We start from the raw sequence: 25,002 nt of genomic DNA, 5'->3' as shown, positions 1-25,002 counted from the left end.
CGCCCGGTTACATTCCGAACCCGGAAGCTAAGCCTTACAGCGCCGATGGTACTGCAGGGGGGACCCTGTGGGAGAGTAGGACGCCGCCGAACAATCTTTGGAAGGACCCTTGGTCCCAGCGTTCAGCTGGGACCAAGGGTCCTTTTTTATTTATGCTTGCGGTACCGAAGACAGGAGTCACCGATGTCCACCAACTCTCCCGACGAGCGACCGGAGCGCGACCAGCGACGACGGGACAGTGGTGACCGTTCCGACCGTGGCGGCCAGCGCGGCGGCCCGCGTCGAGACAACGACCGTGACCGGGGGTTCCGTAAGGACGGCGACCGTCCCTCTTTCCGCCGTGACGACCGTGACCGCGACCGGGGCGGTGACCGTGATCGTGGGTTCCGGCGCGACGACAGCCGCGGTGGCGAGCGCGGTGGATATCGCGGACGTGACGACAGCCGCGGTGGATACCGTGGGCGGGACGACCGCAGGGACGACCGGCGGGACGGTGAGCGGGAGCGTTCCGGTTTCCGCCGTGACGACGACCGGGGGTACGGCCGACGCGACGACAGCCGGGGCGGTGACCGTGGTGGTTTCCGCCGTGACGACAGCCGCAGTGATGAGCGCGGTGGATACCGCGGACGTGACGACAGCCGCGGTGGATACCGTGGGCGGGACGACCGCAGGGACGACCGCAGGGACGACCGGCGGGACGGTGAGCGGGAGCGTTCCGGTTTCCGCCGTGACGACGACCGGGGGTACGGCCGACGCGACGACAGCCGCGGTGGCGAGCGCGGTGGATACCGCGGACGTGACGACAGCCGCGGTGGCGAGCGCGGTGGATACCGCGGACGTGACGACAGCCGCGGTGGCGAGCGCGGTGGATACCGTGGGCGGGACGACCGTAGGGACGACCGGCGGGACGGTGAGCGGGAGCGTTCCGGTTTCCGCCGTGACGACGACCGGGGGTACGGCCGGCGCGACGACAGCCGCGGTGGCGACCGTGGTGGTTTCCGCCGTGACGACAGCCGCGGTGGCGAGCGCGGTGGATACCGTGGGCGCGATGACCGCGGTGATCGGGGCGGCTTCCGGCGGGAGGACGGTCGCGGTGGCGACCGCGGTGGTTTCCGAGGGCGCGACGATCGCGGCGAGCGCGGTGGTTTCCGCCGTGACGACAGCCGCGGTGGCGAGCGCGGCGGTTTCCGCGGGCGCGACGATCGCGGGCGCGGGCCTCGGCGGGACGACCGGGGCGGACGGCCCGGTGAGTACCGCGGGCGGGACGACCGGCGCGGTGGCGGACGGTTCCGTGAGGAGCGGGACCGGGACCGCGAGCCCATCAAGCGGTTGCCGATCCCCGAGGACGTCACCGGCGAGGAGATCGACAAGGACGTGCGGCAGGAACTGCAGAGCCTGCCCAAGACCCTCGCGGACGACGTCGCCAAGAACTTGGTGATGGTCGCCCGGCTGATCGACGAGGACCCCGAGGCCGCGTACGACTACTCCAGGGTGGCCCTGAGGCTGGCGTCGCGCGTCGCCGCCGTACGGGAGGCCGCGGGGTTCGCCGCGTACGCCAACCAGAAGTACGCCGAGGCGCTCGCCGAGTTCCGGGCCGCGCGGCGGATGACCGGGACCGTCGACCTGTGGCCGCTCATGGCCGACTGCGAGCGCGGGCTCGGCCGGCCGGAGAAGGCGCTGGACATGGCCGGGGCGCCCGAGGTGCAGAAGCTCGACAGGGCCGGGCAGGTCGAGATGCGGCTCGTGGCGGCCGGCGCCCGGCGTGACATGGGGCAGCTGGACGCGGCGATCGTGACGCTGCAGAGCTCCGAGCTGGCGTCCAACTCCGTACAGCCGTGGACCGCGCGGCTGCGCTACGCCTATGCCGACGCGCTGCTCGCCGCCGGACGGACCGGCGAGGCGCGGGACTGGTTCGCCAAGGCCGTGGAGGCCGACCGGGACGGCAGCACGGACGCCTCCGACCGGCTGGCCGAGCTGGACGGCGTGGAGTTCGTGGACGCCCTCGACGAGGGCGAGGACGACGACGTCCGCGCGGACGAGGACGGCGGCGAGGACCGACCGACGTCCTGACGTCCGTCCGGAGCGGGGAACGGTGTGAAGGGGCGGGCCTCCCGACGAGGCCCGCCCCTTCCCGTGCCACGTGCCGTTCGGAGCGTCGGAGCGTCGGAGCGTCAGAGGTCGAGTGCGCGCAGGACGAGGCCGGAGGCCGGTTTCGGGCCGAACGACGTCGACTTGCGGGGCATCGTGACGCCCTGGCGGGCGAGGTCGCGGACGACGTCCTCGCGGATCGGGTGCATCAGGACGGCCGTGCCGCCGTCGCGTTCCGCCTTCCCGACCGTCGCGGCCGTGTCGTGGATGTAGGCGATGCGGGCGGGGGAGTCCTCGGGGACGTGCCAGACGTGGGCGAGGAGCGTGGAGTGCAGGACCGTCGCGTCCAGGGTGCGCCAGGCCGCGGGCCGGTCGGCCGGGACCGTGCGGGCCAGTAGCTCCGGGTCCGGGCGGTCGACGAGGTGGAAGTCGCCGTCTCCGGCGAGGAGGAAGGCGTTGCCCAGGGAGGCCGCCTCGGCCAGGGCGTCCATGGCCCCGGACAGCGGGGTGCCGTCGAGACGGCGGACGCGGAAGAGGCCGTCGAGGGCGCCCAGTGCGTCCGCGACCGGCAGATCGTGCAGGAGGCGGTGGATGGCGCGGACCCGCAGGGGGTAGCGGGCCGTGTCGACCAGGAGGACCAGGCCGTGGTCCCAGGCGCCGGGGGAGGGGCGCTCCGCGCGGAGGCGGCGGTAGGTCGCCCAGCGGTGGTGGCCGTCGGCGATGAGGGCCTGGTGGCCGGCGAGCTCCTTCCCGACCGCGGTCAGGTCCGCGGGGTCGGTGACGGACCACAGGCGGTGGTGGATGCCGTCCTCCGTGGTGGTCGCGAGGAGCGGCGGCTGTTCGGCGGTGCGCTCGATCAGGCCGGCCGTGGTGTTCGCCGTGCCGTCGCCGCGGTAGGTGAGCAGCAGCGGTTCGAGGTTCGCGCGGGTGGCCCGCATGAGGCCGGCGCGGTCGGCCACGATGTGCGGCATGACGTCCTCGTGGGGCAGGACCAGCCGTTCGCCGGGCTCGGACACGCGCAGGGCGCCGATGATGCCGCGTTGCAGCATGCCGGCGTCGTCGCGCTGCTCGTAGACGTACAGCCCGGGCTCGGCGTCGGCGGTCAGGACTCCCTCGGAGCGCCAGCGGTGCAGGGTGGCGGCGGCCTGGGCGTTGCGGACCTCGGGCGTGTCGGCCTCGGGCAGGATCAGCCGGACGATGTTGTACGGGTCGGCCGACTGAAGGTGGTGCAGACCGTCCGGGCGGACGACGACGTCGTACGGCGGGGATGTCACGGCGGCCAGGCTGCCGACCCGGTCGGGGTCGTAACGGAGGCCTCGGAACGGGGTGAGTTCCAGGCCCCGGGGCGCCTTTGCTTCCGAGTGACCTGCTGTGTCCATCCCGGCATCGTACGGCTGTCGGTGGCATGGGGGATGATCGGGGGAAAGCCGTCGAACGAGGAGCGATGCCAGATGAGCCGGAGCGTCAGGACGAGGCCCGGGGCCAGTGGGCGGGCCCTGAGCGAGGCGTACGACACGGCGCTGCTCGACCTCGACGGTGTGGTGTACGCGGGCGGGAGTGCGATCGTCCACGCGGTCGAGTCGCTCGCGGCGGCCCGTGAGGGCGGCATGCACCTCGCCTACGTGACGAACAACGCCCTGCGTACCCCGGACACCGTGGCCGCGCACCTGACCGAGCTGGGGATACCGGCGGACGCCGGCGACGTCATCACCTCCGCACAGGCCGTGGCGAGGCTGATCGGCGACCAGGTGCCGCAGGGCTCCCGGGTGCTGGTGGTCGGCGGCGAGGGGCTGCGGGCGGCGCTGCGCGAGCGCGGGCTCGTGCCGGTGGAGTCGGCGGACGACGATCCGGTGGCGGTCGTGCAGGGGTACGGCGGGCCCGAGCTGCCGTGGGGGCGGTTCGCGGAGGCGTCCTACGCCGTCGCGCGGGGAGTGCCGTGGTTCGCGTCCAACACCGACCTGACGATTCCCAGCGGGCGGGGCATCGCACCGGGCAACGGCGCGGCGGTGGAGGTCGTGCGGATCGCCACGGGAGCCGAGCCGCAGGTCGCGGGCAAGCCGCTGCCGCCGATGCACCGGGAGACGATCCTGCGCACGGGTGCCGAGCGGCCGCTGGTGGTGGGGGACCGGCTGGACACGGACATCGAGGGCGCGTTCAACGGCGGGGTCGACTCGCTGCTGGTGCTGACCGGGGTGACGGACGGCGTGCGGCTGCTGGCCGCGCCGCCGCGGCACCGGCCGACCTACGTCGACGCCGATCTGCGCGGGATGCTCACCGGCCAGCCGGAGGTCGTCGCGGCGGGCGGAGGGTTCCGGTGCGGCGGCTGGACGGCGACGGCCGGGGCCGGGGCGCTGGAACTCGACGGCGACGGCACCGCGATGGACGGACTGCGTGCGCTGTGCGCGGCGGCGTGGACGGCGGCCGGTGACGGGGTGTGCGAGCTGGACGGGAGCAAGGCGCTGGCACGGCTGGGGCTGTGAGCTGCGGTTCCGGCGTCCCGGCCGTCATCCTGGGGAAACCGGGGATCATGATCGAATGGCAGGGTAGGCTAACCTAACTGCGTGTTGGTCGAGAGTCCCCCCGAACAGCGCGCGGACGATGCCCCCGCGCCCCCAAGACGCCGGACGGTGCGCCTCCTCGGGCTGCTCGCCTCCGTCGTGGTCCTGGTGCTCGTCGCGCTGGCGAGCCTCGCGATCGGAGCCAAGGACCTGTCCTTCGACCAGGTCTGGCACGGCCTGTTCGAGGACACCGGCAGCTACAGCGACGTGGTCGTCGCCGACCGGCTGTCACGGACCGTGCTCGGGCTGCTCGTCGGCGCGGCGCTCGGTCTGTCGGGGGCGGTGCTGCAGGCGCTCACCCGCAATCCGCTGGCCGATCCCGGACTGCTCGGCATCAACGCGGGCGCGTCCGCGGCCGTGGTCACCGCCATCACCTTCTTCGGCGTCACTTCGCTGTCCGGATACGTGTGGTTCGCGTTCTTCGGTGCGGCGTTCGTCGGGGCGCTGGTGTGGTTCCTGGGCGGCAGCCGGGGTGCGACGCCGGTGCGGCTCGTGCTCGCCGGTACCGCGCTCAGCGCCGCGCTCTACGGCTACATCCAGTCCGTCATGATCCTGGACGACGCGGCGCTCGGCAGGATGCGTTTCTGGACGGTGGGTTCGCTGTCCTCGGGGAACGACTCGACCATCCGGCAGGTCCTGCCGTTCCTGCTGGCCGGCTGCGTGCTGGCGCTGGCGCTCGCCCGGCCGCTCAACGCCATGGCCATGGGGGACGACACCGCCAAGGCCCTCGGCGCCGACCTCAACCGCACCCGGGCGCTGTCCATGCTCGCCGCGACCGTGCTGTGCGGGGCCGCGACCGCCGCGTGCGGGCCGATCGTGTTCGTCGGTCTGATGGTGCCGCACGTCGTGCGCTCCTTCACCGGGCCCGACCTGCGCTGGATCCTGCCGTACGCGGCGATCCTGTCACCCGTGCTGCTGATCGGGGCCGACGTGCTGGGGCGGATCGTGACCCGGCCCGCGGAGCTCCAGGTCGGCATCGTCACGGCGGTCCTCGGCGGTCCGGTCTTCATCTTTCTCGTACGACGGCGGAGGACGGCCCAGCTGTGAAGACCAACCGCGCGGTGCGGACCCCCGGCGGTCTCTCGGTCCGGCTGGACGTGCGCGCCCTCACCGTCGTCGTGCTGCTCCTGCTCGCGGCGCTCACCGCGAGTGTGGTGCTGATCGGCACCGGCGACTTCCCGATCCCCGCCGCCGACGTGCTCAGGACCCTCGTCGGCGAGGGCAACGCCGGCCAGGAGTTCATCGTCACCGAGCTGCGGCTGCCCCGGGTCCTGGTGGGCCTGCTGGTCGGCGCCTCGCTCGGACTCGGTGGCGCGCTGTTCCAGTCCATCACCCGCAATCCGCTGGGCAGTCCGGACGTCCTCGGCCTCGGACAGGGTGCGACGGCCGGCGCGCTCGCGGTGATCGTGCTGTCCTCCGGCAGCGCCAACCAGGTCGCCCTCGGCGCGCTCGCCGGCGGGCTGGTGACCGGGCTGGCCATCTACGTGCTCGCCTGGAAGCGGGGCGTGCACGGATACCGGCTGGTCCTGGTCGGCATCGGTGTCTCGGCGATCGTCACGGCGGTCAACGGCTACCTGCTCACCAAGTCCGACATCGTCGACGCGGCCCGTGCGGTCGTGTGGATGACCGGATCCCTCGACGGCCGCGACTGGGACCAGGTCTGGCCGCTGCTCGCCCTGTGCGCCGTCCTCGTCCCGTCGGTCCTCGCCAACTCCCGCGGGCTCAGGATGATGGAGATGGGCGACGACGTCTCGTCCGCCCTCGGTGTGCGGGTGGAGCGCGTACGGCTGCTGCTGTTGGTGGCGGCCGTGCTGCTCACCGCGTCCGCGACCGCCGCCGCCGGACCGGTCTCCTTCGTCGCGCTCACCGCGCCGCAGCTCGCCCGGCGCCTGACCCGTTCGCCCGGGCCGAACCTGGTGGCGTCGCTGTGCATGGGCGCCGCCCTGCTGGTCACCGCCGACTGGATCTCGCAGCGGGCGTTCGGCGCCGAGCAGCTGCCCGTGGGCGTGGTCACCGGCGTACTCGGCGGTGTCTACCTGCTGTGGCTGCTGGTCACCGAGCGCAGGGCGGGCCGCGTATGAGCGCCGGGAGCGAGAGGAACAGGAGCGGCAAGAGCAGTGCCAGCAGCGGGCTGGACGACCGAAGGAGCACCGTGAACCGACTGTCCGCCGAGAACGTCACCCTCGCCTACGACCAGCGGGTCATCGCCGAGCAGCTGTCGGTGGAGATACCGGACAACTCCTTCACCGTGATCGTCGGGCCCAACGCGTGCGGCAAGTCGACGCTGCTGCGGGCGCTGTCGCGGATGCTCAGGCCCAGCGAGGGGCGGGTCCTGCTCGACGGGCAGGTCATCCAGTCGATGCCCGCGAAGAAGGTCGCCCGGACCCTGGGGCTGCTGCCCCAGTCGTCGATCGCGCCCGACGGCATCACGGTCGCCGACCTGGTGGGCCGCGGCCGTTACCCGCACCAGGGCATCCTGCGCCAGTGGTCGGCCGAGGACGAGCGGGTCGTCCAGGAGTCGATGGAGCGGACCGGGGTCGCCGAGCTGGCGGAACGCTACGTCGACGAGCTCTCCGGGGGGCAGCGGCAGCGCGTGTGGATCGCGATGGCGCTGGCCCAGCAGACCCCGCTGCTGCTGCTCGACGAGCCGACCACCTACCTGGACATCCAGCACCAGATCGACGTCCTGGACCTGTGCGCGGACCTGCACGAGGAGCAGGGACGCACCCTCGTCGCCGTGCTGCACGACCTCAACCACGCCGCCCGGTACGCCACCCACCTCATCGCCCTGCGCGGGGGGAAGGTCATCGCCCAGGGCGCGCCGAAGGACATCGTCACCGCCGGTCTGGTCGAGGAGGTCTTCGGGCTGCGCTGCCAGGTCATCGACGACCCAGAGACGGGCACGCCCCTGATCGTGCCGGCGGCGCGCAGGGCGCGGGCGGCGGCCGGGGAGCGGGGCACGGCGGAGAAGGCGGTCGCTACAGGAGCTTCCTGAGCCGGAACAGGTCGCGCAGACCCGCCTCCAGCCTCACCCGGCCCGAACCCCAGGCCCTGGCGAAGTGCAGCTGGCCGTCGACCAGGGCCACCAGGTCGTCCCCGGCCATCGCGAGCCTTATCTGGGCCTTCTCGCGCGGCGGACCCGGGAACGTGTCGTGCACCTCGATCCGGCCGCCGTTGAGCCGGCCCGCGAAGGTCACGTCCAGGTCGGTGACGTGACAGCTGACCGAGCGGTCCATCGCCGCGGCCGCGCGGACGTCCCCCTCGGCGTGCTGCATGCTGTCCGAAAGCTTGTCGAGTGCGGCACGGCACTCCTCGATCGTGGCCATCGCGGACGACGGTACACCGGACGTTCGCGGTAGCGTCGGGGCATGAACGACGCAGTGCCGGGGGCGGAGGGCGCGGAGCCGGCCACCGTGGACCCGCAGCCGCCCCCGCAGCCGCAGCCGGATCCGGAACACGCCGGGCCGCAGTCGCCGCCCGAGGGCGGTCCCGCCGCCCCGGCCCCCCTGGGCGTGCCGCGCACCCCCACCGGCAACGCCGAGGTGGACGCCCACCTGGAACGGCTGGCCGACGCCGACCACCTCGCGACGGACGGCCACGTCGAGGTGTACGAGGATGTACACCGGGGGCTGCGCGACGCGCTCACCGCGCTCGACGCCCGCCCGGGACCTCCGGCGCCCCCGCAGCCGTACCGACAGGGGAGCTGAACCGAACGTGGCAGGAGTCGCACGCCGCCGTCTCGACGCGGAGCTGGTCCGCCGCAAGCTCGCGCGCTCGCGCGAGCACGCCAGCCAGCTGATCGCCGCGGGCCGGGTCAGCGTCGGCAAGACCGTCGCGACCAAGCCCGCCACGCAGGTGGAGACCGCCGCCGCGATCGTCGTCGCCGCCGACGCCGGCGACCCGGAGTACGTGTCGCGCGGCGGCCACAAGCTGGCCGGCGCGCTCGACGTCTTCGTGCCGCGGGGACTGGTCGTCGAGGGGCGGCGGGCGCTGGACGCCGGCGCCTCCACCGGCGGCTTCACCGACGTCCTGCTGCGGGCCGGGGCCGCGCACGTGGTCGCCGTGGACGTCGGATACGGACAACTCGCGTGGTCCCTGCGGAACGATGAACGCGTCACCGTCAAGGATCGTACGAACGTACGGGAGTTGACGCTCGAGGCGATCGATGGGGAGCCTGTGGATCTTGTCGTGGGGGATCTGTCCTTCATCCCGCTCGGGCTGGTCCTGCCCGCCCTGACGCGGTGCGTGAAGCCGGACGCCGACCTGGTGATGATGGTCAAGCCGCAGTTCGAGGTGGGCAAGGAGCGACTGGGCAGCGGGGGAGTGGTGCGCAGCCCGCAGCTGCGCGCCGAGGCCGTGCGCCAGGTGGCGGCCAGGGCCTGGGAGCTGGGGCTCGGGGCGAAGGGCGTGACGGCGAGTCCGCTGCCCGGGCCCTCCGGGAACGTCGAATATTTCCTGTGGCTGCGGTCCGGGGCTCCGGAACTGGACCCGGCCGACGTTGACCGTGCAGTGGCGGAGGGGCCGCGTTGACACAGAACCGAGCTCGTACTGTTTTCCTGCTGGCCCACACCGGGCGACCCGCGGCCGTTCGCAGCGCCGAGCTCGTGGTCAAGGGACTGCTGCGCTCCGGGCTGGGGGTGCGGGTCCTGGAGGACGAGGCACGCGACCTGCCGCTGCCGGACGACGTGGGGACCGTCAAGGAGGCCACCCCGCAGTGCCTGGACGGCTGCGAGCTGCTGATCGTGCTGGGCGGTGACGGCACGCTGCTGCGCGGCGCCGAGTTCGCCCGCGCCTCCGGGGTGCCCATGCTCGGCGTCAACCTCGGGCGGGTCGGGTTCCTCGCCGAGGCCGAGCGGGACGACCTCGACAAGGTGGTCGACCGCGTGGTGAGCAGGGCGTACGAGGTCGAGGAGCGCATGACCGTCGACGTCGTCGTGCACCGCAACGGCGACATCGTGCACACGGACTGGGCGCTGAACGAGGCGGCCGTGCAGAAGGTGTCCGCCGAGCGGATGCTGGAGGTCGTGCTGGAGATCGACGGGCGGCCGGTCACCGGGTTCGGCTGCGACGGGATCGTGTGCGCCACCCCGACCGGTTCGACCGCCTACGCGTTCTCCGCGGGCGGACCCGTGGTGTGGCCCGAGGTCGAGGCGCTGCTGATGGTGCCGATCTCGGCGCACGCGCTGTTCGCCAAGCCGCTGGTGACCTCGCCGGAGTCCGTGCTGGCGGTGGAGGTGCTGCCGCACGTCCCGCCGGGCGTGCTGTGGTGCGACGGGCGGCGCACGGTGGAGCTGCCGCCCGGCGCCCGGGTGGAGGTGCGGCGCGGAGCCGTGCCGGTGCGGCTGGCCCGGCTGCACCACGCCTCGTTCACGGACCGGCTGGTGGCGAAGTTCGCGCTGCCGGTCTCGGGGTGGCGCGGGGCGCCGCACTAGGCACGGCCCGGCGCGGCGCCCGAAACCCCGCGCACGCGGGGAGCGACGCATCCGGAACCCGTTCAGGACGGACACGACCGGACCGTCCCCGCGACAGCGGGGAACGCCCGTTCGACGAGTGGTCCGTCGGCAGGTCACTGCCTGCGGCAGCGCCGGATGGGCGGGGCGGCGTCGCACACCACGTGCGAAACCTCGTAAGGTCTGGAACGTGTTGGAGGAGATGCGGATACGGTCGCTCGGAGTGATCGACGACGCTGTCGTCGAGCTGTCGCCCGGCTTCACCGCCGTCACCGGTGAGACGGGCGCGGGCAAGACCATGGTGGTCACCAGCCTGGGCTTGTTGCTGGGTGGACGGGCGGATGCGGCCCTGGTGCGGATCGGCGCCAAGAACGCGGTCGTGGAGGGGCGTATCACCGTGCCCCGGGACACCGCGGCCGTCGTGCGGGCCGAGGAGGCCGGGGCCGAGCTCGACGACGGGACGCTGCTGATCAGCCGTACCGTTTCCGCCGAGGGGCGCTCACGGGCGCACGTCGGCGGACGGAGCGTGCCCGTGGGGCTGCTCGCCGAGCTCGCCGACGACCTCGTGGCCGTGCACGGGCAGACCGACCAGCAGGGGCTGCTGAAGCTGTCCCGGCAGCGGCAGGCGCTCGACCGGTACGCGGGGTACGCGGTCGCCGTGCCGCTCGGCAAGTACGGCGAGGCGTACAAGCGGCTGCGGGCCGTCACCGCGGAGCTCGAAGAGATCACCACGCGCGCGCGTGAGCGGGCCCAGGAGGCCGACATGCTGCGCTTCGGGCTCGAGGAGATCGCCGCCGTGGAGCCGCGCGCGGGCGAGGACGCGGAACTGGCGGAGGAGGCCGAGCGGCTCGGGCACGCCGAGGCGCTGGCGTCCGCCGCGGCGGTCGCGCACACCGCTCTCGCGGGCAACCCGGAGGACCCCGAGGGCGTGGACGCCGGGACGCTCGTCGCGGGAGCCCAGCGGGCCCTGGAGGCCGTGCGGGCCCACGATCCGGCGCTGGCCGCGCTCACCGACCGGATCGGGGAGATCGGCATCCTGCTGCGCGACGTCGCCGGGGAGCTGGCGGGGTACGCCGACGACCTGGACGCCGATCCGCTGCGGCTGGCCGCGGTCGAGGAGCGGCGGGCCGCGCTCACCGGGCTGACCCGCAAGTACGGCGAGGACATCGCGGCCGTGCTGGCGTGGGCCGAGCGGAGCGCCGCCCGGCTCACCGAACTGGAAGGCGACGACGAGCGGATCGAGGAGCTCACCGCCGAACGGGACGCGCTCCGCGTCGAGCTGGGCGCCCTCGCCCAGCAGCTGTCGGACGCGCGGACGGAGGCGGCGGAGCGGTTCGCGGCGGCGGTGACCGCCGAGCTGGCCTCGCTCGCCATGCCGCACGCGCGCGTGTCGTTCGACATCCGGCAGACCGAGGACCCCGAGGGCGTCGAGGTCGGCGGGCGCACGGTCGCCTACGGCCCTTCGGGCGTGGACGAGGTCGAACTGCTGCTGGCCCCGCACCCCGGGGCGCCGCCCCGGCCCATCGCCAAGGGGGCGTCCGGCGGTGAGCTGTCGCGCGTGATGCTGGCCGTGGAGGTCGTGTTCGCGGGGACGGATCCCGTGCCGACGTACCTCTTCGACGAGGTCGACGCCGGTGTCGGCGGCAAGGCGGCGGTGGAGATCGGGCGCCGGCTCGCGAGGCTGGCGAAGACGGCGCAGGTCGTGGTCGTCACGCACCTGCCCCAGGTGGCCGCGTTCGCCGACCGGCAGCTGCTGGTGGAGAAGACCAACGACGGGTCGGTCACCCGGTCCGGCGTGAAGGTGCTCGAGGGCGAGGAGCGCATCCGGGAGCTGTCCCGGATGCTCGCGGGTCAGGAGGACTCGGAGACCGCCCGCGCGCACGCGGAGGAACTGCTGGCGACGGCCCGGGCGGACGTGTAGCCGGGGCGCGCGGGCCCAGCCGCGGCCGCGCGTAGTCTGACGGGATGGCCGACCGATCCCGCAGGACCGCTTCCTTCGGACTCGCCGCCGCCCTCACCCGGGCCGGAACGGCCGTGCTGCGGGCCGGGGAGCCCGGCGGCCGGGACCGTTGGGAGCGGAGGAACCACGCCGGCCGGACCGTCGGGTGGCACGCGGGTCCCGCCGCCGCCCTCGCGGTGGCGGCCGCGGCCGGCCGGGTGCGGCCCGCCGCCGCAGCGGCCGTCCTCGTCGCCGGGGCGTGCGGGGCGTACGACGACGTCGCCGGGGCCGGTGACCCGCGCCGGGGGTTCCGGGCGCATCTCGGTGCGCTCCGGGACGGCGAGGTGACCAGCGGTGCGGTCAAGCTGTTCGGGATCTCGGCGGCGGGGCTCGCCGCGGGGGCGGCGCTGAAGGAGCGGGCGCTCGACAAGGTGCTCGCGGGAGTGGTGATCGCCGGGGCGGCCCATTGCGTCAACCTCGTGGACGTGCGGCCGGGACGGGCCGCCGCGGCCGTGCTCGCGCTCGGGGCGCCGGGACTGGTGCGCCGGGACCCCGGGGCAGCCGGGACGGCCGCCGCCGCGATGGGCGCCGCCGCGGCCGTGCTGCCCGACGACCTGGGGGAGCGCGCGATGCTCGGGGACACGGGGGCGCACGCGCTGGGCGCGGCCCTCGGGGCCGCGGTCGTGGCGGGCGCCGGGCGGGCCGGACTCGTCGCCCATGCCGCCGCGCTGGTCGCGGCCGCGGTGTACGGGGACCGGGTGAGCGCGGCGGCCCGGTCGCTGGGCGGGAGCCGCGGGGGCGCGGGCCGGAGGCACCCCGGCCCGGAAACCCCCGGAACCGTCGGCGTCCGTCGGTGAGCCGCTCGGCGACCCGTCACGGAGCCGACCCCTCCGTCACTCGTGTGGGTGACAAGTCCTCCTGTGCAGCCCCGGCCCCGTGCTCCCGCCGTTCCCGGAACACCCGTACGTCCTGGCATCCTTGACGGAGTATGCGGGACTACGCGGAGGAAACCGCGCGGTACACCCCCTCCGCACGATCCTTCTGTACGTTCTTCGTGACCGTCCGACCCGAACCAGGAGCCCGGCCGCGTGACCCCCGTGAGCAGCCACTCACCGCACGGCCGGTCGCCGCTGCGCACCGTACAGGTGCTGGGCGGCGGCAACGCCGCCAGCGGCGCCCACGTGCGCTCGCTGGCCGCGGGGCTCGTCGCACGGGGCGTGCGGGTCACGGTGTGCGCCCCCGCCGATGCGGATCACACCTACGGCTTCACGGGTACCGGCGCCGACCACGTGCACGTGCCGCGCAGCAGCGACCCGGGGTCGGTGGCCGCGCTGCGGGCGGCCTGCACGGACGCCGACCTGGTGCACGCGCACGGGCTGCACGCCTCCTTCCGCACGGTGCTCGCCCTCAGCGGACGGCGTACCCCGCTCGTCGTGACCTGGCACGACCGGACGCACGCCGACGGTCCGCGCGGCCACTTCCTGCGGGTGCTGGAGCGGCGGGTCGTCAAGGCGGCCACCGTGGTGCTCGGGACGACCTCCGCCCTCGTCGACCGGGCGCGCCGCACGGGAGCGCGGGACGCGCGGCTGGCCGCGGTCTCGCTCCCCGGGACGCGCACGCCGCCGGGGCCGGAGGACCCCGACCGGCTGCGCCCCAAGATCCGGGCCGAACTCGGCGCCACGGGGCGCCCGTTGCTCATCGCCGTCGGCTCCCTCGAACGGCGCCGGGGGTACACCACGCTGCTGGACGCCGCGCACGCGTGGAGCCGCCTCGACCCCGTGCCGCTGGTCGTCGTCGCGGGGGAGGGACAGCTGCGCGGCGAACTCCAGCGGCGGATCGAGGACGAGGAACTGCCGGTCCGGCTCCTCGGCCGGCGCGACGACGTCTCCGACCTGCTCGCCGCCGCCGACCTCGCGCTGCTGCCCGGCCGGTCGGAGGCGCGCTCGCCGTTCGCCCAGGAGGCCCTCCACGCGCGCGTGCCGCTCGTCGCGACCGGTGCCGGCGGCATCCCCGAACTCGTCGGCGACGCCGCCGAGCTCGTCCCGTACGGCAACGCGCGGGCGCTCGCCGACGCCGTCGTACGGTTGCTGGACGACCCCGACCGCAGGGAACTGCTCAAGGAGCGGGGCACGCGACAGGCGGCGACCTGGCCGACCGAGGACGAGACGGTCGCCCAGGTGCTCAGCGTGTACGACGAGTTGACCCGGCCCCGGCCGCTGGCCTGACCCCGGGTGCCGGGCGCGGAGCACGTGCCGCCGGGTCAGGACACGTGCCGCCGGGCGCGCAGGGCCAGGCTCAACGTCAGTACCGTCTGCGGGTCGTCGAGGTCGGCGCCCAGCAACTCGCCGATGCGGGCGAGCCGGTTGTAGAGCGTCTGCCGGTTCAGGTGCAGTCCGCGGGCCGTCTCCGCCTTGCGGCCCGCATGGGCCAGGTAGGTCTCCAGGGTGGGCAGCAGCGGAGGTCTGGAGCGGCGGTCGTGGTCCAGGAGGGGACCGATCGCGCGGTCCACGAACGCCGCCAGGTCCGGGTGGTCGCGCAGCCGCCACAGCAGCAGGTCGATGTCCAGCCGGCGGGCGTCGTACCAGGGGCGGTCCGGCAGGCCCTGCGCCGCGGTCGCCGTCTCCGCCGCGTGCCGAAGCCCCGCCGACGCCGCCGTCCAGCCGCCGGCCGGTCCGATCACCACGACGGGCGGCCGGGCCCCCGGCCGCAGCATGCCCGCCCGCTCCACCCCGGCCCGCAGCGCCGCCGCCACCCGGTCCGCGATCGCCGGGCGCTCCGCCTCCGAGCGCAGCCCGAGCAGCAGCGGCACCCGCCCCTCGACCGGCCGCACCCCCAGCAGCACGGGCACGCCGAGCGAGGCCAGCTCCTCGGCCACCGCGCGGGCCAGCACCGCCCAGCCTCCCCCCTGCGGGGACAGGGCGTCGCCGAGCCGCATCACCACCGGCAGCAGCGGTCCGGCGCCCGGCCCGAAGCCCAGCACGCGCGCCTGCGCGGGCGCGTCCTCGGCGGTGACACGGCCCTCGGCGAGGTCGGTGAGGAAGTCCCCGCGTCCCCGCGCCGCCAGTTCCTCCTCCTGGCGGGCCTGCATCAGCACCACGGCGAGGACGCCCGCGATCCGCTCGGCCGCCATGCGATGCACCGGGGCCGGCTCGCTCCGCACCGGCAGCAGCACCAGCCGGGCCCGTACGCCGCCGCTGCCGGGGCCGCCGCCGGGCACGTCCACCAGGGCCGAACCGGCCGGCGGATCGTCCCGGTGCCGCTCCCGCAGCCCCTCCCACACCTGGAGCGGATCCGCGCCCTCGGGGCCCTCCCCGGCCGCGTACAGCAGCTGTCCGTCCGTCGTCTCCAGGAAGACCGGGTTGCCGGTGAACCCCGCCAGGATCTCCAGGACCTGGGGGACCCCGCCGCCGCCCAGCAGCGCCTCGGTGCAGCGGCGGTGCACCTCCTCCGCGCGCTGCAGCAGCGCGTAGTGCCCGTTGACGATCTCGGTGTGGATCTCCTCGGTGACCGTCACGAACGGCACCTCGCGGTGCAGCTGGACCAGCGGCAGCCCCGCCGTCCGGGCCGTGTCGACGAGGGCGGCGGGCAGCCGGGCGAAGCGCGGGCCCAGCTCCACCACGAGCGCCGCGATGCCCCGCTCGGCCAGCGTGCGCACGAACGCGCGCTGGTCGGCCGGGCGGTGACCGAGCCCGTATCCGGTGGTCAGCAGCAGCTCGCCGCCCTTGAGCAGCGAGGCGATGTTGGGCACCTCGCCCGCGTGCACCCAGCGCACCGTGCGCTGCAACCGGTCGGCGCCCGCCACGACCTCGGGCAGTCCGCTGCGCAGCCCGGGCAGCTCCAGCGCCCGCCGCACGGTGATCCCGGCGCCCCGGGTGTCGTATCCGCTGTTCTCGCCGCTGTTCATGGGCCGGACGGTACTCGGGCGAGCCGGTGCCGGACACCTCGCCCGGCGTGCGGCGCCCGCGCCCCTGGAGCAGGCCGGATGCCGTGGTCGAACCGGAACACGTGGTCCGGGGCGTACCGCCGTTTCGGCTCCGCCGGCCGGCGGGTGTTCTCCCCGCCCAGGCCGGCCTCCACCCGGTCGGCGCCCTCGTCGCCGACGGAGTCGAGGCAGACCGCCCCGGTGCCCCACGGCCGCACGTCCGCGCGGACGTCCCGCACCCACCCGATGCGGTGTTCGTCGGCGGCGGGGTCCTCCCGGACGCCGAAGGGGCGCACCCCCACGGTGCGTCCCGGCAGGGCACCGGGTACCCGGGCGGGCCCCGCTCCCTGCCGAAGCGCACGGCCCGCACCACGTCGTCCGCGCGCGCACCGGGCGATCACGGCGGGCCGCCGGTCGATCATCGCGTCGAAGACGGTCCGGTCCTCGTCGCAGCCCGGATCGCCGGGGGCGGGCACCCCACCGGTGAGTTCCTCGCGCAGCGCGGCCACCACCGCGCCCGCCTCCGGGAGGGGAGCCGCGGCCGCCCCCTTCCGGGGAACGGCTGATGCCCGTCCCCAGCCCGGGCGGGTACGGCCACGCTCCCGTCGGACGCCCTCAGCCCCCGTACGCCCCGGACGCCGTCAGCCGCAGGGCGGTGTCGATGAGCGGCACGTGGCTGAACGCCTGCGGGAAGTTGCCCACCTGGCGCTTCAGACGGGGGTCCCATTCCTCCGCCAGCAGCCCGAGGTCGTTGCGCAGGGAGAGCAGCTTCTCGAAGAGCCTGCGGGCCTCGTCCACGCGGCCGATCATCGCCAGGTCGTCGGCCATCCAGAACGAGCAGGCGAGGAACGCGCCCTCGTCGCCCGGGAGGCCGTCGACGCCCTCGTCCTTCCCCTCCGTGGGGTAGCGCAGGATGAAGCCGTCGGGCGTGGACAGCTCGCGCTGGATCGCCTCGACGGTGCCGATCACCCGCTTGTCGTCCGGCGGCAGGAAGCCCACCTGCGGGATCAGCAGCAGCGAGGCGTCCAGCTCCTTCGACCCGTAGGACTGCGTGAAGGTGTTGCGCTCCTTGTCGTAGCCCTTCTCGCACACGTCCCGGTGGATGTCGTCGCGCAGCCGCTTGAACTCCTCCAGCGGGCCGTCGGCGTCGCCGGACTCGATGAGCTTGATGGTGCGGTCCACCGCGACCCAGGCCATCACCTTGGAGTGCACGAAGTGGCGGCGCGGGCCGCGCACCTCCCAGATGCCCTCGTCCGGCTCCTGCCAGTGCTTCTTCAGGTAGCGGATCAGCTTCAGCTGGAGCAGGGACGCGTAGTCGTTGCGGGCCAGGCCGGTCATGTGGCCCAGGTGGAGGGCCTCGGTGACCTCGCCGTACACGTCCAGCTGGAGCTGGGACGCGGCGCCGTTGCCGACCCGGACCGGGCTGGAGTTCTCGTAGCCGGGCAGCCAGTCGAGCTCGGCCTCGCCGAGCTCGCGCTCACCGGCGATGCCGTACATGATCTGCAGGTTCTCCGGGTCGCCCGCCACCGCGCGCAGCAGCCACTCGCGCCAGGCCCGGGCCTCCTCGCGGTAGCCGGTGCGCAGCAGCGAGGACAGGGTGATCGCCGCGTCCCGCAGCCAGGTGTAGCGGTAGTCCCAGTTGCGGACGCCGCCGATGTCCTCCGGCAGGGAGGTGGTGGGCGCGGCGACGATGCCGCCGGTCGGGGCGTAGGTCAGGGCCTTCAGCGTGATCAGGGAGCGGATCACGGCCTCGCGGTAGGGGCCGTGGTACGTACAGTGCTCCACCCACTCGCGCCAGAAGTCCTCCGTCGCCTCCAGGGACTGCTCCGGCTCCGGCAGCGGCGGCGGCTCCTTGTGCGAGGGCTGCCACGAGATCGTGAAGGTGATCCGGTCACCCGGCGCGACCGTGAAGTCCGCGTACGTGGTCAGCGACTTGCCGTAGGTCTCGACGGAGGTGTCGAACCACACGGAGTCCGGGCCCGCGACGGCGACCGTGCGCCCCTCGTGCTTGTGCACCCACGGCACGATCCGGCCGTAGGAGAACCGCATCCGCAGCGCCGAGCGCATCGGCACCCGGCCGGAGACGCCCTCGACGACCCGGATCAGCTGCGGGGCGCCGTCACGCGGGGGCATGAAATCGGTCACCCGGACCGTGCCGCGCGGGGTGTCCCACTCCGACTCCAGGATCAGCGAGTCACCGCGGTAGCAGCGCCGGGCCGCCACGGGCGGCCGGTCGTCGGGGGCCTGCGCGGGACCGAGCCGCCAGAAGCCGTGCTCCTCGGTGCCCAGCAGGCCGGCGAAGATGGCGTGCGAGTCGAAGCGGGGCAGGCACAGCCAGTCCACCGTGCCGTCCCGGCAGACCAGGGCAGCGGTCTGCATGTCTCCGATGAGTGCGTAGTCTTCGATGCGCCCGGCCACGTGCAACTCCAGTCGAACGGCCACGTCACCCCGCGAGGGGCTGTCGCTAGTGCGGTCAAGGGGTTTGTGCAATGCGTCGTTGAGCGGTGAAGCACAGCAGTCGCTCAGCCGTCGTGCAAAGCGCCAATTGTTGCTCAACGAACCGACGAGCCGTCGTTGTTCCGGAACTTACCGGCGGGGGGTGGTGCCGTTCGGCCGGCCGGGCTCGTCAGTGAGTGTCCGAGCAGGATACGACGCACGTAGATGATCTGTGTGCCGCTCCGGAGAACGCGGCTCCGCTGAACGAGTGAGCAGCGGACGGGGAGGCCGCGAGGGGTACGCGTCCGTGTGCGGAGCGTGCGCGGACGCCATCGTGCCGCGGCGCTGATACGCTGGTAGCCCGTGGACCGGTGGGCGAGAAAACCCCGGAACCGCACCCTCCAGACCGCGACCACGGGAGCCCCCTCTTGGCCATGCCGCCCAAATCTTCGACGACCAAGCACATCTTCGTCACCGGGGGTGTCGCCTCCTCGCTCGGCAAGGGTCTGACGGCCTCCAGCCTCGGCATGCTGCTCAAGGCCCGGGGTCTGCGCGTCGTGATGCAGAAGCTCGACCCGTACCTGAACGTCGACCCGGGCACGATGAACCCCTTCCAGCACGGTGAGGTGTTCGTCACCAACGACGGCGCCGAGACCGACCTGGACATCGGGCACTACGAGCGCTTCCTCGACCGCGACCTGGACGGCTCCGCCAACGTCACCACGGGCCAGGTCTACTCGACGGTGATCGCCAAGGAGCGGCGCGGCGAGTACCTGGGCGACACCGTGCAGGTCATCCCGCACATCACCAACGAGATCAAGCACCGCATCCGTCGCATGGCGACGGACGAGGTGGACGTCGTGATCACGGAGGTCGGCGGCACGGTCGGCGACATCGAGTCGCTGCCGTTCCTGGAGACCGTCCGCCAGGTGCGGCACGAGGTCGGCCGGGACAACGTCTTCGTGGTGCACATCTCGCTCCTGCCGTACATCGGTCCCTCGGGTGAGCTGAAGACGAAGCCGACCCAGCACTCGGTCGCGGCGCTGCGCAACATCGGCATCCAGCCGGACGCGATCGTGCTGCGCTGCGACCGCGAGGTGCCGACCGCGATCAAGCGGAAGATCTCGCTGATGTGCGACGTCGACGAGGCCGCCGTGGTCGCCTGCCCCGACGCCCGCTCGATCTACGACATCCCGAAGGTCGTCCACGCCGAGGGTCTGGACGCCTACGTCGTGCGCAAGCTCGACCTGCCCTTCCGGGACGTGGACTGGACGACCTGGGACGACCTGCTCGACCGCGTCCACAACCCCGACCACGAGATCACCCTCGCCCTGGTCGGCAAGTACATCGACCTGCCCGACGCCTACCTCTCGGTCACCGAGGCGCTGCGCGCGGGCGGCTTCGCCAACAAGGCCCGCGTGAAGATCAAGTGGGTCACCTCCGACGACTGCAAGACCCCGGCCGGCGCCCAGGCACAGCTCGGCGACGTCGACGGCATCTGCATCCCCGGCGGCTTCGGCGACCGCGGCGTGCTCGGCAAGGTCGGCGCGATCCGCTTCGCCCGCGAGAACCGGATCCCGCTGCTCGGCCTGTGCCTGGGCCTGCAGTGCATCGTGATCGAGGCGGCCCGCAACCTCGCGGACATCTCCGACGCCAACTCCACCGAGTTCGACCCGGCCACCGCCCACCCGGTCATCTCCACCATGGCCGAGCAGCTGGACATCGTCGCCGGTGAGGGCGACATGGGCGGCACCATGAGGCTCGGCATGTACCCGGCCAAGCTGGCCGAGGGCTCGATCGTGCGCGAGGTGTACGACGGCAAGGAGTACGTCGAGGAGCGCCACCGCCACCGCTACGAGGTGAACAACGCCTACCGCGCGGAGCTGGAGAAGAAGGCGGGCATCGTCTTCTCCGGCACCTCCCCGGACGGCAAGCTCGTCGAGTACGTCGAGTACCCGCGCGAGGTCCACCCGTACCTGGTCGCGACCCAGGCGCACCCGGAGCTGCGTTCGCGTCCGACCCGTCCGCACCCGCTCTTCGCGGGCCTGGTGAAGGCCGCCGTCGAGCGGAAGATCTCGAAGTAACACACCGGTTGTACGGTTGCCGGGGTGCGGACCCTCAGAAGGTCCGCACCCCGGCTGCTCTTTCCACGCAGCGCACACGCACGACCGCCGTACGTTCGGAAGGACAGGCATGACGATCAAGGACATCCCGGAAGAGTGGGAGATCCGGGCGACCGAGACCCCCTTCACGGGCAACAAGACCTCCGTCCGCACCGACGACGTGGTCATGCCCGACGGGACCGTGGTCCACCGCGACTACCAGGTCCACCCCGGGTCCGTGGCCGTCCTCGCCCTGGACGACGCCGACCGTGTCCTGGTGCTGCGCCAGTACCGCCACCCGGTGCGCCACAAGCTCTGGGAGATCCCGGCCGGCCTGCTGGACGTCCCCGGCGAGAACCCTCTGCACGCCGCCCAGCGCGAGCTGTACGAGGAGGCGCACGTCAAGGCCGAGGACTGGCGGGTGCTGACCGACGTGTACACCACCCCCGGCGGCTGCGACGAGGCGGTACGGATCTTCCTCGCCCGCGGTCTGTCCGAGGCCGAGGGCGAGCGCTTCGAGGTCGAGGACGAGGAGGCCGACATGGAGCTGGCCCGGGTGTCCGTCGACGAGCTGGTGCGCGGGGTGCTGGCCGGCGAGCTGCACAACAACTGCCTCGTGGTGGGTGTCCTCTCGCTCGTCGCCGCGCGGGCCGGGGACGGGCTGGACTCGCTGCGTCCGGCCCAGGCGCCGTGGCCCGCGCGCCCGTTCGAGGCCTGATGCCGTCCGGGCCTTTCGCGTCATGATGATGTGACCATCGGCTGATCCGATCGAGGGATGCGCCCGGGGCGCTCCGCCGGGAACGTAGCAGAGCGTGAACTAGGCTCTTCGCGAGTGAGCCGAGGAGCAGGCGCGACGCCCCGCGCACCGGGGCGGGCCCGCGCGTGCGGTGGGACGGGAGTGTGGCCCGTGACGGATCAGGCGGTGGACCCGGGCAGTGCGCGACTCTCCCAGGACGCAGCCGTGGAGGGTCGATTCCTGGGCCGCACCAGGGAGTTGAAGGAACTGTGCGCCGACATCGAGCGCGCGGGACTGGACACCCTCTCGGGCCGCAAGGCGCCCCGCGCGCGCGTGCTGCTCATCGCCGGCCGTCCGGGCTCCGGCCGGACGGCCCTCGCCGAGGAACTCGTGCGCCGGGTCGCCGACCGCTACCCCGACGGGGTGCTGCGCGCCCGCCTGACCGAGCCCGGCGGCACGCGCGTGCCCGTCGAGCGCGCCGCGCGGGAGCTGCTCGACGCGCTGGAGGTGCCCGCCCCCGCCGGGGCCCCCGAGGACGATCTCACCGAGGCGCTGCGCACCACCCTCGCCGACCGCCGGGTGCTGCTCCTGCTCGACGACGCGGCCGACGCCGAACAGGTCGACGCGCTGCTGCCGGACAACCCGGACTGCCTGGCCGTCACCGTGGCCTCGGGCCCGCTGACCGGCATCGCGGACGTCCGCCCCTGCACGCTCGGCGGCCTCGACACCAAGTCCGCGGTGGAGCTGCTGTCCCGGGCCGCCGGATCGGTCCGCATCACCGTCGACCCCCGGGCCGCCGAGGGACTCGCCGAGCAGTGCGAGGGCGAGGCGGCCGCCCTGGTGCTGGCCGGGGGCTGGCTCGCCGCCCGGCCCAAGGCCGCCGTCGCCGACCTCGCCAAGCAGTTGCACGCACAGACCGGCCGGTCCACCGTGACCGGCCGCGTCCTGCACCTCGTGCACGCCTCGCTGCCGGCGTCCGCCGCCCGGACACTGCGCCTGCTCAGCCTCGCCCCGGCCGGCCTGGTCGACCCGCACACGGCCTCCGCGCTCGCCGGCTGCTCGGTGGACGCCGCCCGCACCGCCCTGGACGGCTTCGTCGCCCACGGTCTGCTGCACGCGGTGGCCTCGCCGCTGCCGCAGTACGAGGTACCCGGCTGCCTGCACTCCCTCCTGCGCGACCTCGCCGAGACCCACGAGCGCCCCGCCGAGCTCCAGCTGGCCCGCGCCCGCATGCTGGAGCGGACCGTGCGGCTGCTCCAGTCGTGCAGGGCGATCACCGAGACCGACAGTCCCCTGGCGCGCGAGAAGCTCCTCGCCATGCCGCGCTCCGTGCGCTTCCCCAGCCCCCGGGCCGCCGCCGACTGGCTGCGCCTGAGCAGGCCCGCCCTGCTGGCCTCGGCCCGGCTCGCGGTCGCCGACGGGGAGCTGGACACCCTGGCCCGGCGGCTGCTGTCCCAGCTGGTGCGGGCCATGGTGGCGCACGTCGGCACCCGGGCGGCCGCGAGCGACCTGTACGCCCTCCACGGCCTGGTCCTGGACGTCGCCGAGCGCCGGCGGCTGCCCCGCGAGCGGGCGGCGGCCCTGCTGAACCTCGGCGACCTCGACGCCCGCACCGGCCGCACGGCCGACGCCCTGGCGCGCTACCGGGCCGCGCTGGACGCGGGACGCGCGGCACGCGACCCGTACGCGACCGGCCGCGCGATGGAATCCGTAGGCGGCGCGCACCTGGAGCTCGGGGACTACGACCGGGCCGCCGACTGGTTCGGCCGGGCCCTGGCCGAGCGGCTCGCCCGGGACGAGCGCGCGGACGCCGCCCGGCTCTACGGCCGCATCGGCGCCGCCCACACCTACGCCGGCCGCTACGGCGAGGCGCAGCGCAACTGGCGCGCGGCCGCCGCCGGGCACCGCAAGAACGGGGACGCGGCCGCACAGGCGCGGGCGCTCAGCGAACTGGCCCGGGTGCAGGAGTACGCGGGCCGGCCGGAGGAGGCGCTGGGCACCTGCCGGGAGGCCGTGGAGTGGGCGCACCGGGCCGAGGACACCCGGCTGCTGGCGGCGCTGCACCTGCGGCTCGCCGACTCCTTCGAACGCCTCGGCGACCCCGCGTCGGCCGCGCTGCACCGCGGCACGGCCGGGCGCATGCTGGGCGAGGAGGCCCTGGAGGACGACTCCGAACGGGAACAAGAAGCTGACGCCTGCGAAATCCGCAGCACATCTGCTGAAGATTGATGCAATGGAAGGCTAGACAGCGGGAACACCTTCATTAGACTGGCTCTGCCGCGCCATCTTCTGCGGTCTCTCCCGGTGTGCCCGTGTGTGCCCGGGTATGTGTAGTAAGACCCCTCATACCCTCTGAGCCAAGGACCGTGATCGACGTGAAGGTCGGCATCCCCCGCGAGGTCAAGAACAACGAGTTCCGGGTGGCCATCACCCCCGCCGGCGTGCACGAGCTGGTGCGCAACGGCCACCAGGTCGTCATCGAGCGCGGCGCCGGTGTCGGCTCCTCGATCCCGGACGGCGAGTACGTCGCCGCGGGCGGGCAGATCCTGGACACCGCCGACGAGGTGTGGGCCGCCGCCGACCTGCTGCTGAAGGTCAAGGAGCCCGTGGCGGAGGAGTACCACCGCCTGCGCAAGGACCAGACCCTCTTCACCTACCTGCACCTGGCCGCGTCCAAGGAGTGCACGGACGCCCTCCTGGAGGCCGGCACCACCGCCATCGCCTACGAGACGGTGGAGCTGCCGAACCGCGCGCTGCCGCTGCTCGCTCCGATGTCCGAGGTCGCGGGCCGGCTGTCCGCCCAGGTCGGCGCCTACCACCTGATGCGCGCCCACGGCGGCCGCGGTGTGCTGCCCGGCGGCGTCCCCGGCGTGCTGGCCGGCAGGGCCGTCGTCATCGGCGGCGGCGTCTCCGGCTGGAACGCCGCGCAGATCGCCATCGGCCTGGGCTTCCACGTGACCCTGCTGGACAAGGACATCAACAAGCTCAAGGAGGCCGACAAGGTCTTCGGCACGAAGATCCAGACCGTCGTCTCCAACGCCTTCGAGCTGGAGAAGGCCTGCCTGGAGGCCGACCTGGTGATCGGCGCGGTGCTGGTGCCCGGCGCCAAGGCCCCGAAGCTGGTCAGCAACGAGCTGGTCTCGCGGATGAAGGCCGGAAGTGTCCTTGTCGACATCGCGATCGACCAGGGCGGCTGCTTCGAGGACTCCCACCCCACCACGCACGCCGAGCCCACCTTCAAGGTCCACGACTCGGTGTTCTACTGCGTCGCCAACATGCCCGGCGCGGTGCCCAACACCTCGACCTACGCGCTCACCAACGCCACGCTGCCGTACATCGTCGAGCTCGCCAACCGCGGCTGGGTGGAGGCGCTGCGCCGCGACCCCGCGCTCGCCAAGGGCCTCAACACCCATGACGGCAAGGTCGTTTACAAGGAGGTCGCCGAGGCGCACGGCCTCGAGCACGTGGAGCTCGCCTCCCTGCTCGGCTGAGTCGTCCAGGAGTCAAGTCGACCAACTCGTCGGCCGGTGAAGTCGACACGTCAACGCCGACCGTCAACACCGCATACCCGGCCGGACCTTGCCCGACAAGGTCCGGCCGGATGTGTGTATGGTCACTTCTCGATTCCGGTACAACTCGCCTCGAACGTAACCCTTCCACCGATTCGCACACCGGTGAAACCTGCCGTGCGACGGCCGTACGCCCTTGACAGGGGGATGTTTCATTGCCGACACATCGGGCCGGGTCCGGTGGATTGTGTTGCTGCGGACG

At 73.6% G+C, this 25,002-nt stretch carries 20 protein-coding genes, 1 rRNA gene and 1 pseudogene; 17 read left to right on the top strand and 5 right to left on the bottom strand.

Translation table 11 applies throughout. The features are described 5' to 3' along the window. From rrf to FHS37_RS38895, 3 genes are all read left to right on the top strand, one after another. Positions 1-92: ribosomal RNA gene (gene rrf / locus FHS37_RS24540) — 5S ribosomal RNA — on the top strand; the annotation flags it as partial. Positions 93-256: 164 nt separating this feature from the next. Next, the gene (locus tag FHS37_RS38900) at positions 257-1,438 is read left to right on the top strand and encodes a hypothetical protein (RefSeq protein WP_221500193.1); all 1,182 of its coding nucleotides are present in this window, start codon (positions 257-259) and stop codon (positions 1,436-1,438) included. Beyond that, on the top strand, positions 1,330-2,070 hold the full coding sequence (locus FHS37_RS38895; RefSeq protein ID WP_190012409.1) for a tetratricopeptide repeat protein: 741 nt from the start codon (positions 1,330-1,332) through the stop codon (positions 2,068-2,070). The genes FHS37_RS38900 and FHS37_RS38895 overlap by 109 nt, the downstream gene beginning before the upstream one ends. Positions 2,071-2,171: 101 nt before the next feature. Here the strand turns inward: FHS37_RS38895 and FHS37_RS24530 are convergent, their stop codons facing one another. After that, positions 2,172-3,467, bottom strand: coding sequence for a DUF1015 domain-containing protein (locus FHS37_RS24530; RefSeq protein WP_184824848.1), 1,296 nt, complete (start codon positions 3,465-3,467; stop codon positions 2,172-2,174). A 72-nt stretch (positions 3,468-3,539) separates the two neighbouring features. Between FHS37_RS24530 and FHS37_RS24525 the strand changes: the two genes are divergently transcribed. The 4 genes from FHS37_RS24525 (at position 3,540) to FHS37_RS24510 (ending at position 7,641) form a co-directional block, all read left to right on the top strand. After that, positions 3,540-4,568, top strand: coding sequence for an HAD hydrolase-like protein (locus FHS37_RS24525; protein WP_184824846.1), 1,029 nt, complete (start codon positions 3,540-3,542; stop codon positions 4,566-4,568). 81 nt (positions 4,569-4,649) lie between these two features. Beyond that, positions 4,650-5,693 (top strand): FecCD family ABC transporter permease, encoded by a 1,044-nt coding sequence (locus FHS37_RS24520; protein WP_184824844.1) that lies wholly within the window; start codon positions 4,650-4,652, stop codon positions 5,691-5,693. Beyond that, positions 5,690-6,727: a FecCD family ABC transporter permease gene (locus tag FHS37_RS24515; RefSeq protein WP_184824842.1), complete on the top strand. Its 1,038-nt coding sequence runs from the start codon at positions 5,690-5,692 to the stop codon at positions 6,725-6,727. Before FHS37_RS24520 ends, FHS37_RS24515 begins: the two co-directional genes overlap by 4 nt. Next, entirely contained in the window at positions 6,724-7,641 is a 918-nt protein-coding gene (locus FHS37_RS24510) for an ABC transporter ATP-binding protein (protein ID WP_184824840.1), read from the top strand. Before FHS37_RS24515 ends, FHS37_RS24510 begins: the two co-directional genes overlap by 4 nt. Here the strand turns inward: FHS37_RS24510 and FHS37_RS24505 are convergent. Beyond that, positions 7,625-7,972, bottom strand: a complete 348-nt coding sequence (locus FHS37_RS24505; RefSeq protein WP_184824838.1) for a sterol-binding protein — start codon at positions 7,970-7,972, stop codon at positions 7,625-7,627. The two genes, FHS37_RS24510 and FHS37_RS24505, sit on opposite strands and share 17 nt — an antisense overlap. 42 nt (positions 7,973-8,014) lie before the next feature. Here FHS37_RS24505 and FHS37_RS24500 point away from each other — a divergent pair, with 42 nt between their 5' ends. The 6 genes from FHS37_RS24500 to FHS37_RS24475 all read left to right on the top strand — a co-directional run bounded on the left by FHS37_RS24500 (position 8,015) and on the right by FHS37_RS24475 (position 14,260). After that, entirely contained in the window at positions 8,015-8,353 is a 339-nt protein-coding gene (locus FHS37_RS24500) for a hypothetical protein (RefSeq protein WP_184824836.1), read from the top strand. Positions 8,354-8,360: 7 nt separating this feature from the next. Next, positions 8,361-9,176: a TlyA family RNA methyltransferase gene (locus tag FHS37_RS24495; RefSeq protein WP_184824834.1), complete on the top strand. Its 816-nt coding sequence runs from the start codon at positions 8,361-8,363 to the stop codon at positions 9,174-9,176. Next, positions 9,173-10,078 (top strand): NAD kinase, encoded by a 906-nt coding sequence (locus tag FHS37_RS24490; protein ID WP_184824832.1) that lies wholly within the window; start codon positions 9,173-9,175, stop codon positions 10,076-10,078. Before FHS37_RS24495 ends, FHS37_RS24490 begins: the two co-directional genes overlap by 4 nt. Positions 10,079-10,298: 220 nt before the next feature. Next, positions 10,299-12,017: a DNA repair protein RecN gene (recN, locus tag FHS37_RS24485; protein WP_184824887.1), complete on the top strand. Its 1,719-nt coding sequence runs from the start codon at positions 10,299-10,301 to the stop codon at positions 12,015-12,017. Between the two features lie 44 nt (positions 12,018-12,061). After that, entirely contained in the window at positions 12,062-12,892 is an 831-nt protein-coding gene (locus tag FHS37_RS24480; RefSeq protein WP_229889762.1) for a hypothetical protein, read from the top strand. A 231-nt stretch (positions 12,893-13,123) separates the two neighbouring features. Further along, the gene (locus tag FHS37_RS24475; protein WP_184824830.1) at positions 13,124-14,260 is read left to right on the top strand and encodes a glycosyltransferase family 4 protein; all 1,137 of its coding nucleotides are present in this window, start codon (positions 13,124-13,126) and stop codon (positions 14,258-14,260) included. A gap of 35 nt (positions 14,261-14,295) precedes the next feature. Here the strand turns inward: FHS37_RS24475 and FHS37_RS24470 are convergent, their stop codons facing one another. From FHS37_RS24470 to FHS37_RS24460, 3 genes and pseudogenes are all read right to left on the bottom strand, one after another. After that, positions 14,296-15,939 carry a PucR family transcriptional regulator gene (locus FHS37_RS24470; protein ID WP_184824828.1) on the bottom strand — a complete coding sequence of 548 codons (1,644 nt, stop codon included), beginning with the start codon at positions 15,937-15,939 and terminating at the stop codon, positions 14,296-14,298. A gap of 68 nt (positions 15,940-16,007) precedes the next feature. Next, positions 16,008-16,297, bottom strand: a pseudogene (locus tag FHS37_RS39820) (FAD-binding protein); the annotation flags it as partial. Between the two features lie 275 nt (positions 16,298-16,572). After that, positions 16,573-18,375, bottom strand: coding sequence for a glycoside hydrolase family 15 protein (locus FHS37_RS24460; RefSeq protein WP_184824885.1), 1,803 nt, complete (start codon positions 18,373-18,375; stop codon positions 16,573-16,575). A 452-nt stretch (positions 18,376-18,827) separates the two neighbouring features. On the opposite strand from FHS37_RS24460, the gene pyrG reads away from it, so the two are divergent. The 4 genes from pyrG (at position 18,828) to ald (ending at position 24,722) form a co-directional block, all read left to right on the top strand. Continuing rightward, on the top strand, positions 18,828-20,477 hold the full coding sequence (gene pyrG, locus FHS37_RS24455) for a CTP synthase (protein WP_184824824.1): 1,650 nt from the start codon (positions 18,828-18,830) through the stop codon (positions 20,475-20,477). Between the two features lie 109 nt (positions 20,478-20,586). Beyond that, positions 20,587-21,213 (top strand): NUDIX domain-containing protein, encoded by a 627-nt coding sequence (locus tag FHS37_RS24450; RefSeq protein WP_184824822.1) that lies wholly within the window; start codon positions 20,587-20,589, stop codon positions 21,211-21,213. A gap of 189 nt (positions 21,214-21,402) precedes the next feature. Beyond that, a complete protein-coding gene (locus FHS37_RS24445) occupies positions 21,403-23,460 on the top strand; it encodes a tetratricopeptide repeat protein (protein WP_184824820.1) in 2,058 nt (685 codons plus the stop codon). 137 nt (positions 23,461-23,597) lie between these two features. Next, positions 23,598-24,722: an alanine dehydrogenase gene (gene ald / locus FHS37_RS24440; RefSeq protein ID WP_184824818.1), complete on the top strand. Its 1,125-nt coding sequence runs from the start codon at positions 23,598-23,600 to the stop codon at positions 24,720-24,722. The last annotated feature ends 280 nt before the right edge of the window (positions 24,723-25,002 follow it).

Origin of the sequence: Streptomyces griseomycini (assembly GCF_014203535.1) — a bacterium.
Classification (GTDB): domain Bacteria; phylum Actinomycetota; class Actinomycetes; order Streptomycetales; family Streptomycetaceae; genus Streptomyces; species Streptomyces griseomycini.
This window is presented reverse-complemented; position numbering and strand designations above follow the sequence as displayed.

Bases quoted from the DNA above. Each gene is read 5' to 3' on its own strand.
- FHS37_RS24530 (WP_184824848.1), bottom strand. From the start codon at position 3,467: ATGGACACAGCAGGTCACTCGGAAGCAAAGGCGCCCCGGGGCCTGGAA.
- FHS37_RS24525 (WP_184824846.1), top strand. From the start codon at position 3,540: ATGAGCCGGAGCGTCAGGACGAGGCCCGGGGCCAGTGGGCGGGCCCTG.
- FHS37_RS24510 (WP_184824840.1), top strand. From the start codon at position 6,724: ATGAGCGCCGGGAGCGAGAGGAACAGGAGCGGCAAGAGCAGTGCCAGC.
- FHS37_RS24505 (WP_184824838.1), bottom strand. From the start codon at position 7,972: ATGGCCACGATCGAGGAGTGCCGTGCCGCACTCGACAAGCTTTCGGAC.
- FHS37_RS24500 (WP_184824836.1), top strand. From the start codon at position 8,015: ATGAACGACGCAGTGCCGGGGGCGGAGGGCGCGGAGCCGGCCACCGTG.
- recN (WP_184824887.1), top strand. From the start codon at position 10,299: ATGCGGATACGGTCGCTCGGAGTGATCGACGACGCTGTCGTCGAGCTG.
- FHS37_RS24480 (WP_229889762.1), top strand. From the start codon at position 12,062: ATGGCCGACCGATCCCGCAGGACCGCTTCCTTCGGACTCGCCGCCGCC.
- FHS37_RS24470 (WP_184824828.1), bottom strand. From the start codon at position 15,939: ATGAACAGCGGCGAGAACAGCGGATACGACACCCGGGGCGCCGGGATC.
- pyrG (WP_184824824.1), top strand. From the start codon at position 18,828: ATGCCGCCCAAATCTTCGACGACCAAGCACATCTTCGTCACCGGGGGT.
- FHS37_RS24450 (WP_184824822.1), top strand. From the start codon at position 20,587: ATGACGATCAAGGACATCCCGGAAGAGTGGGAGATCCGGGCGACCGAG.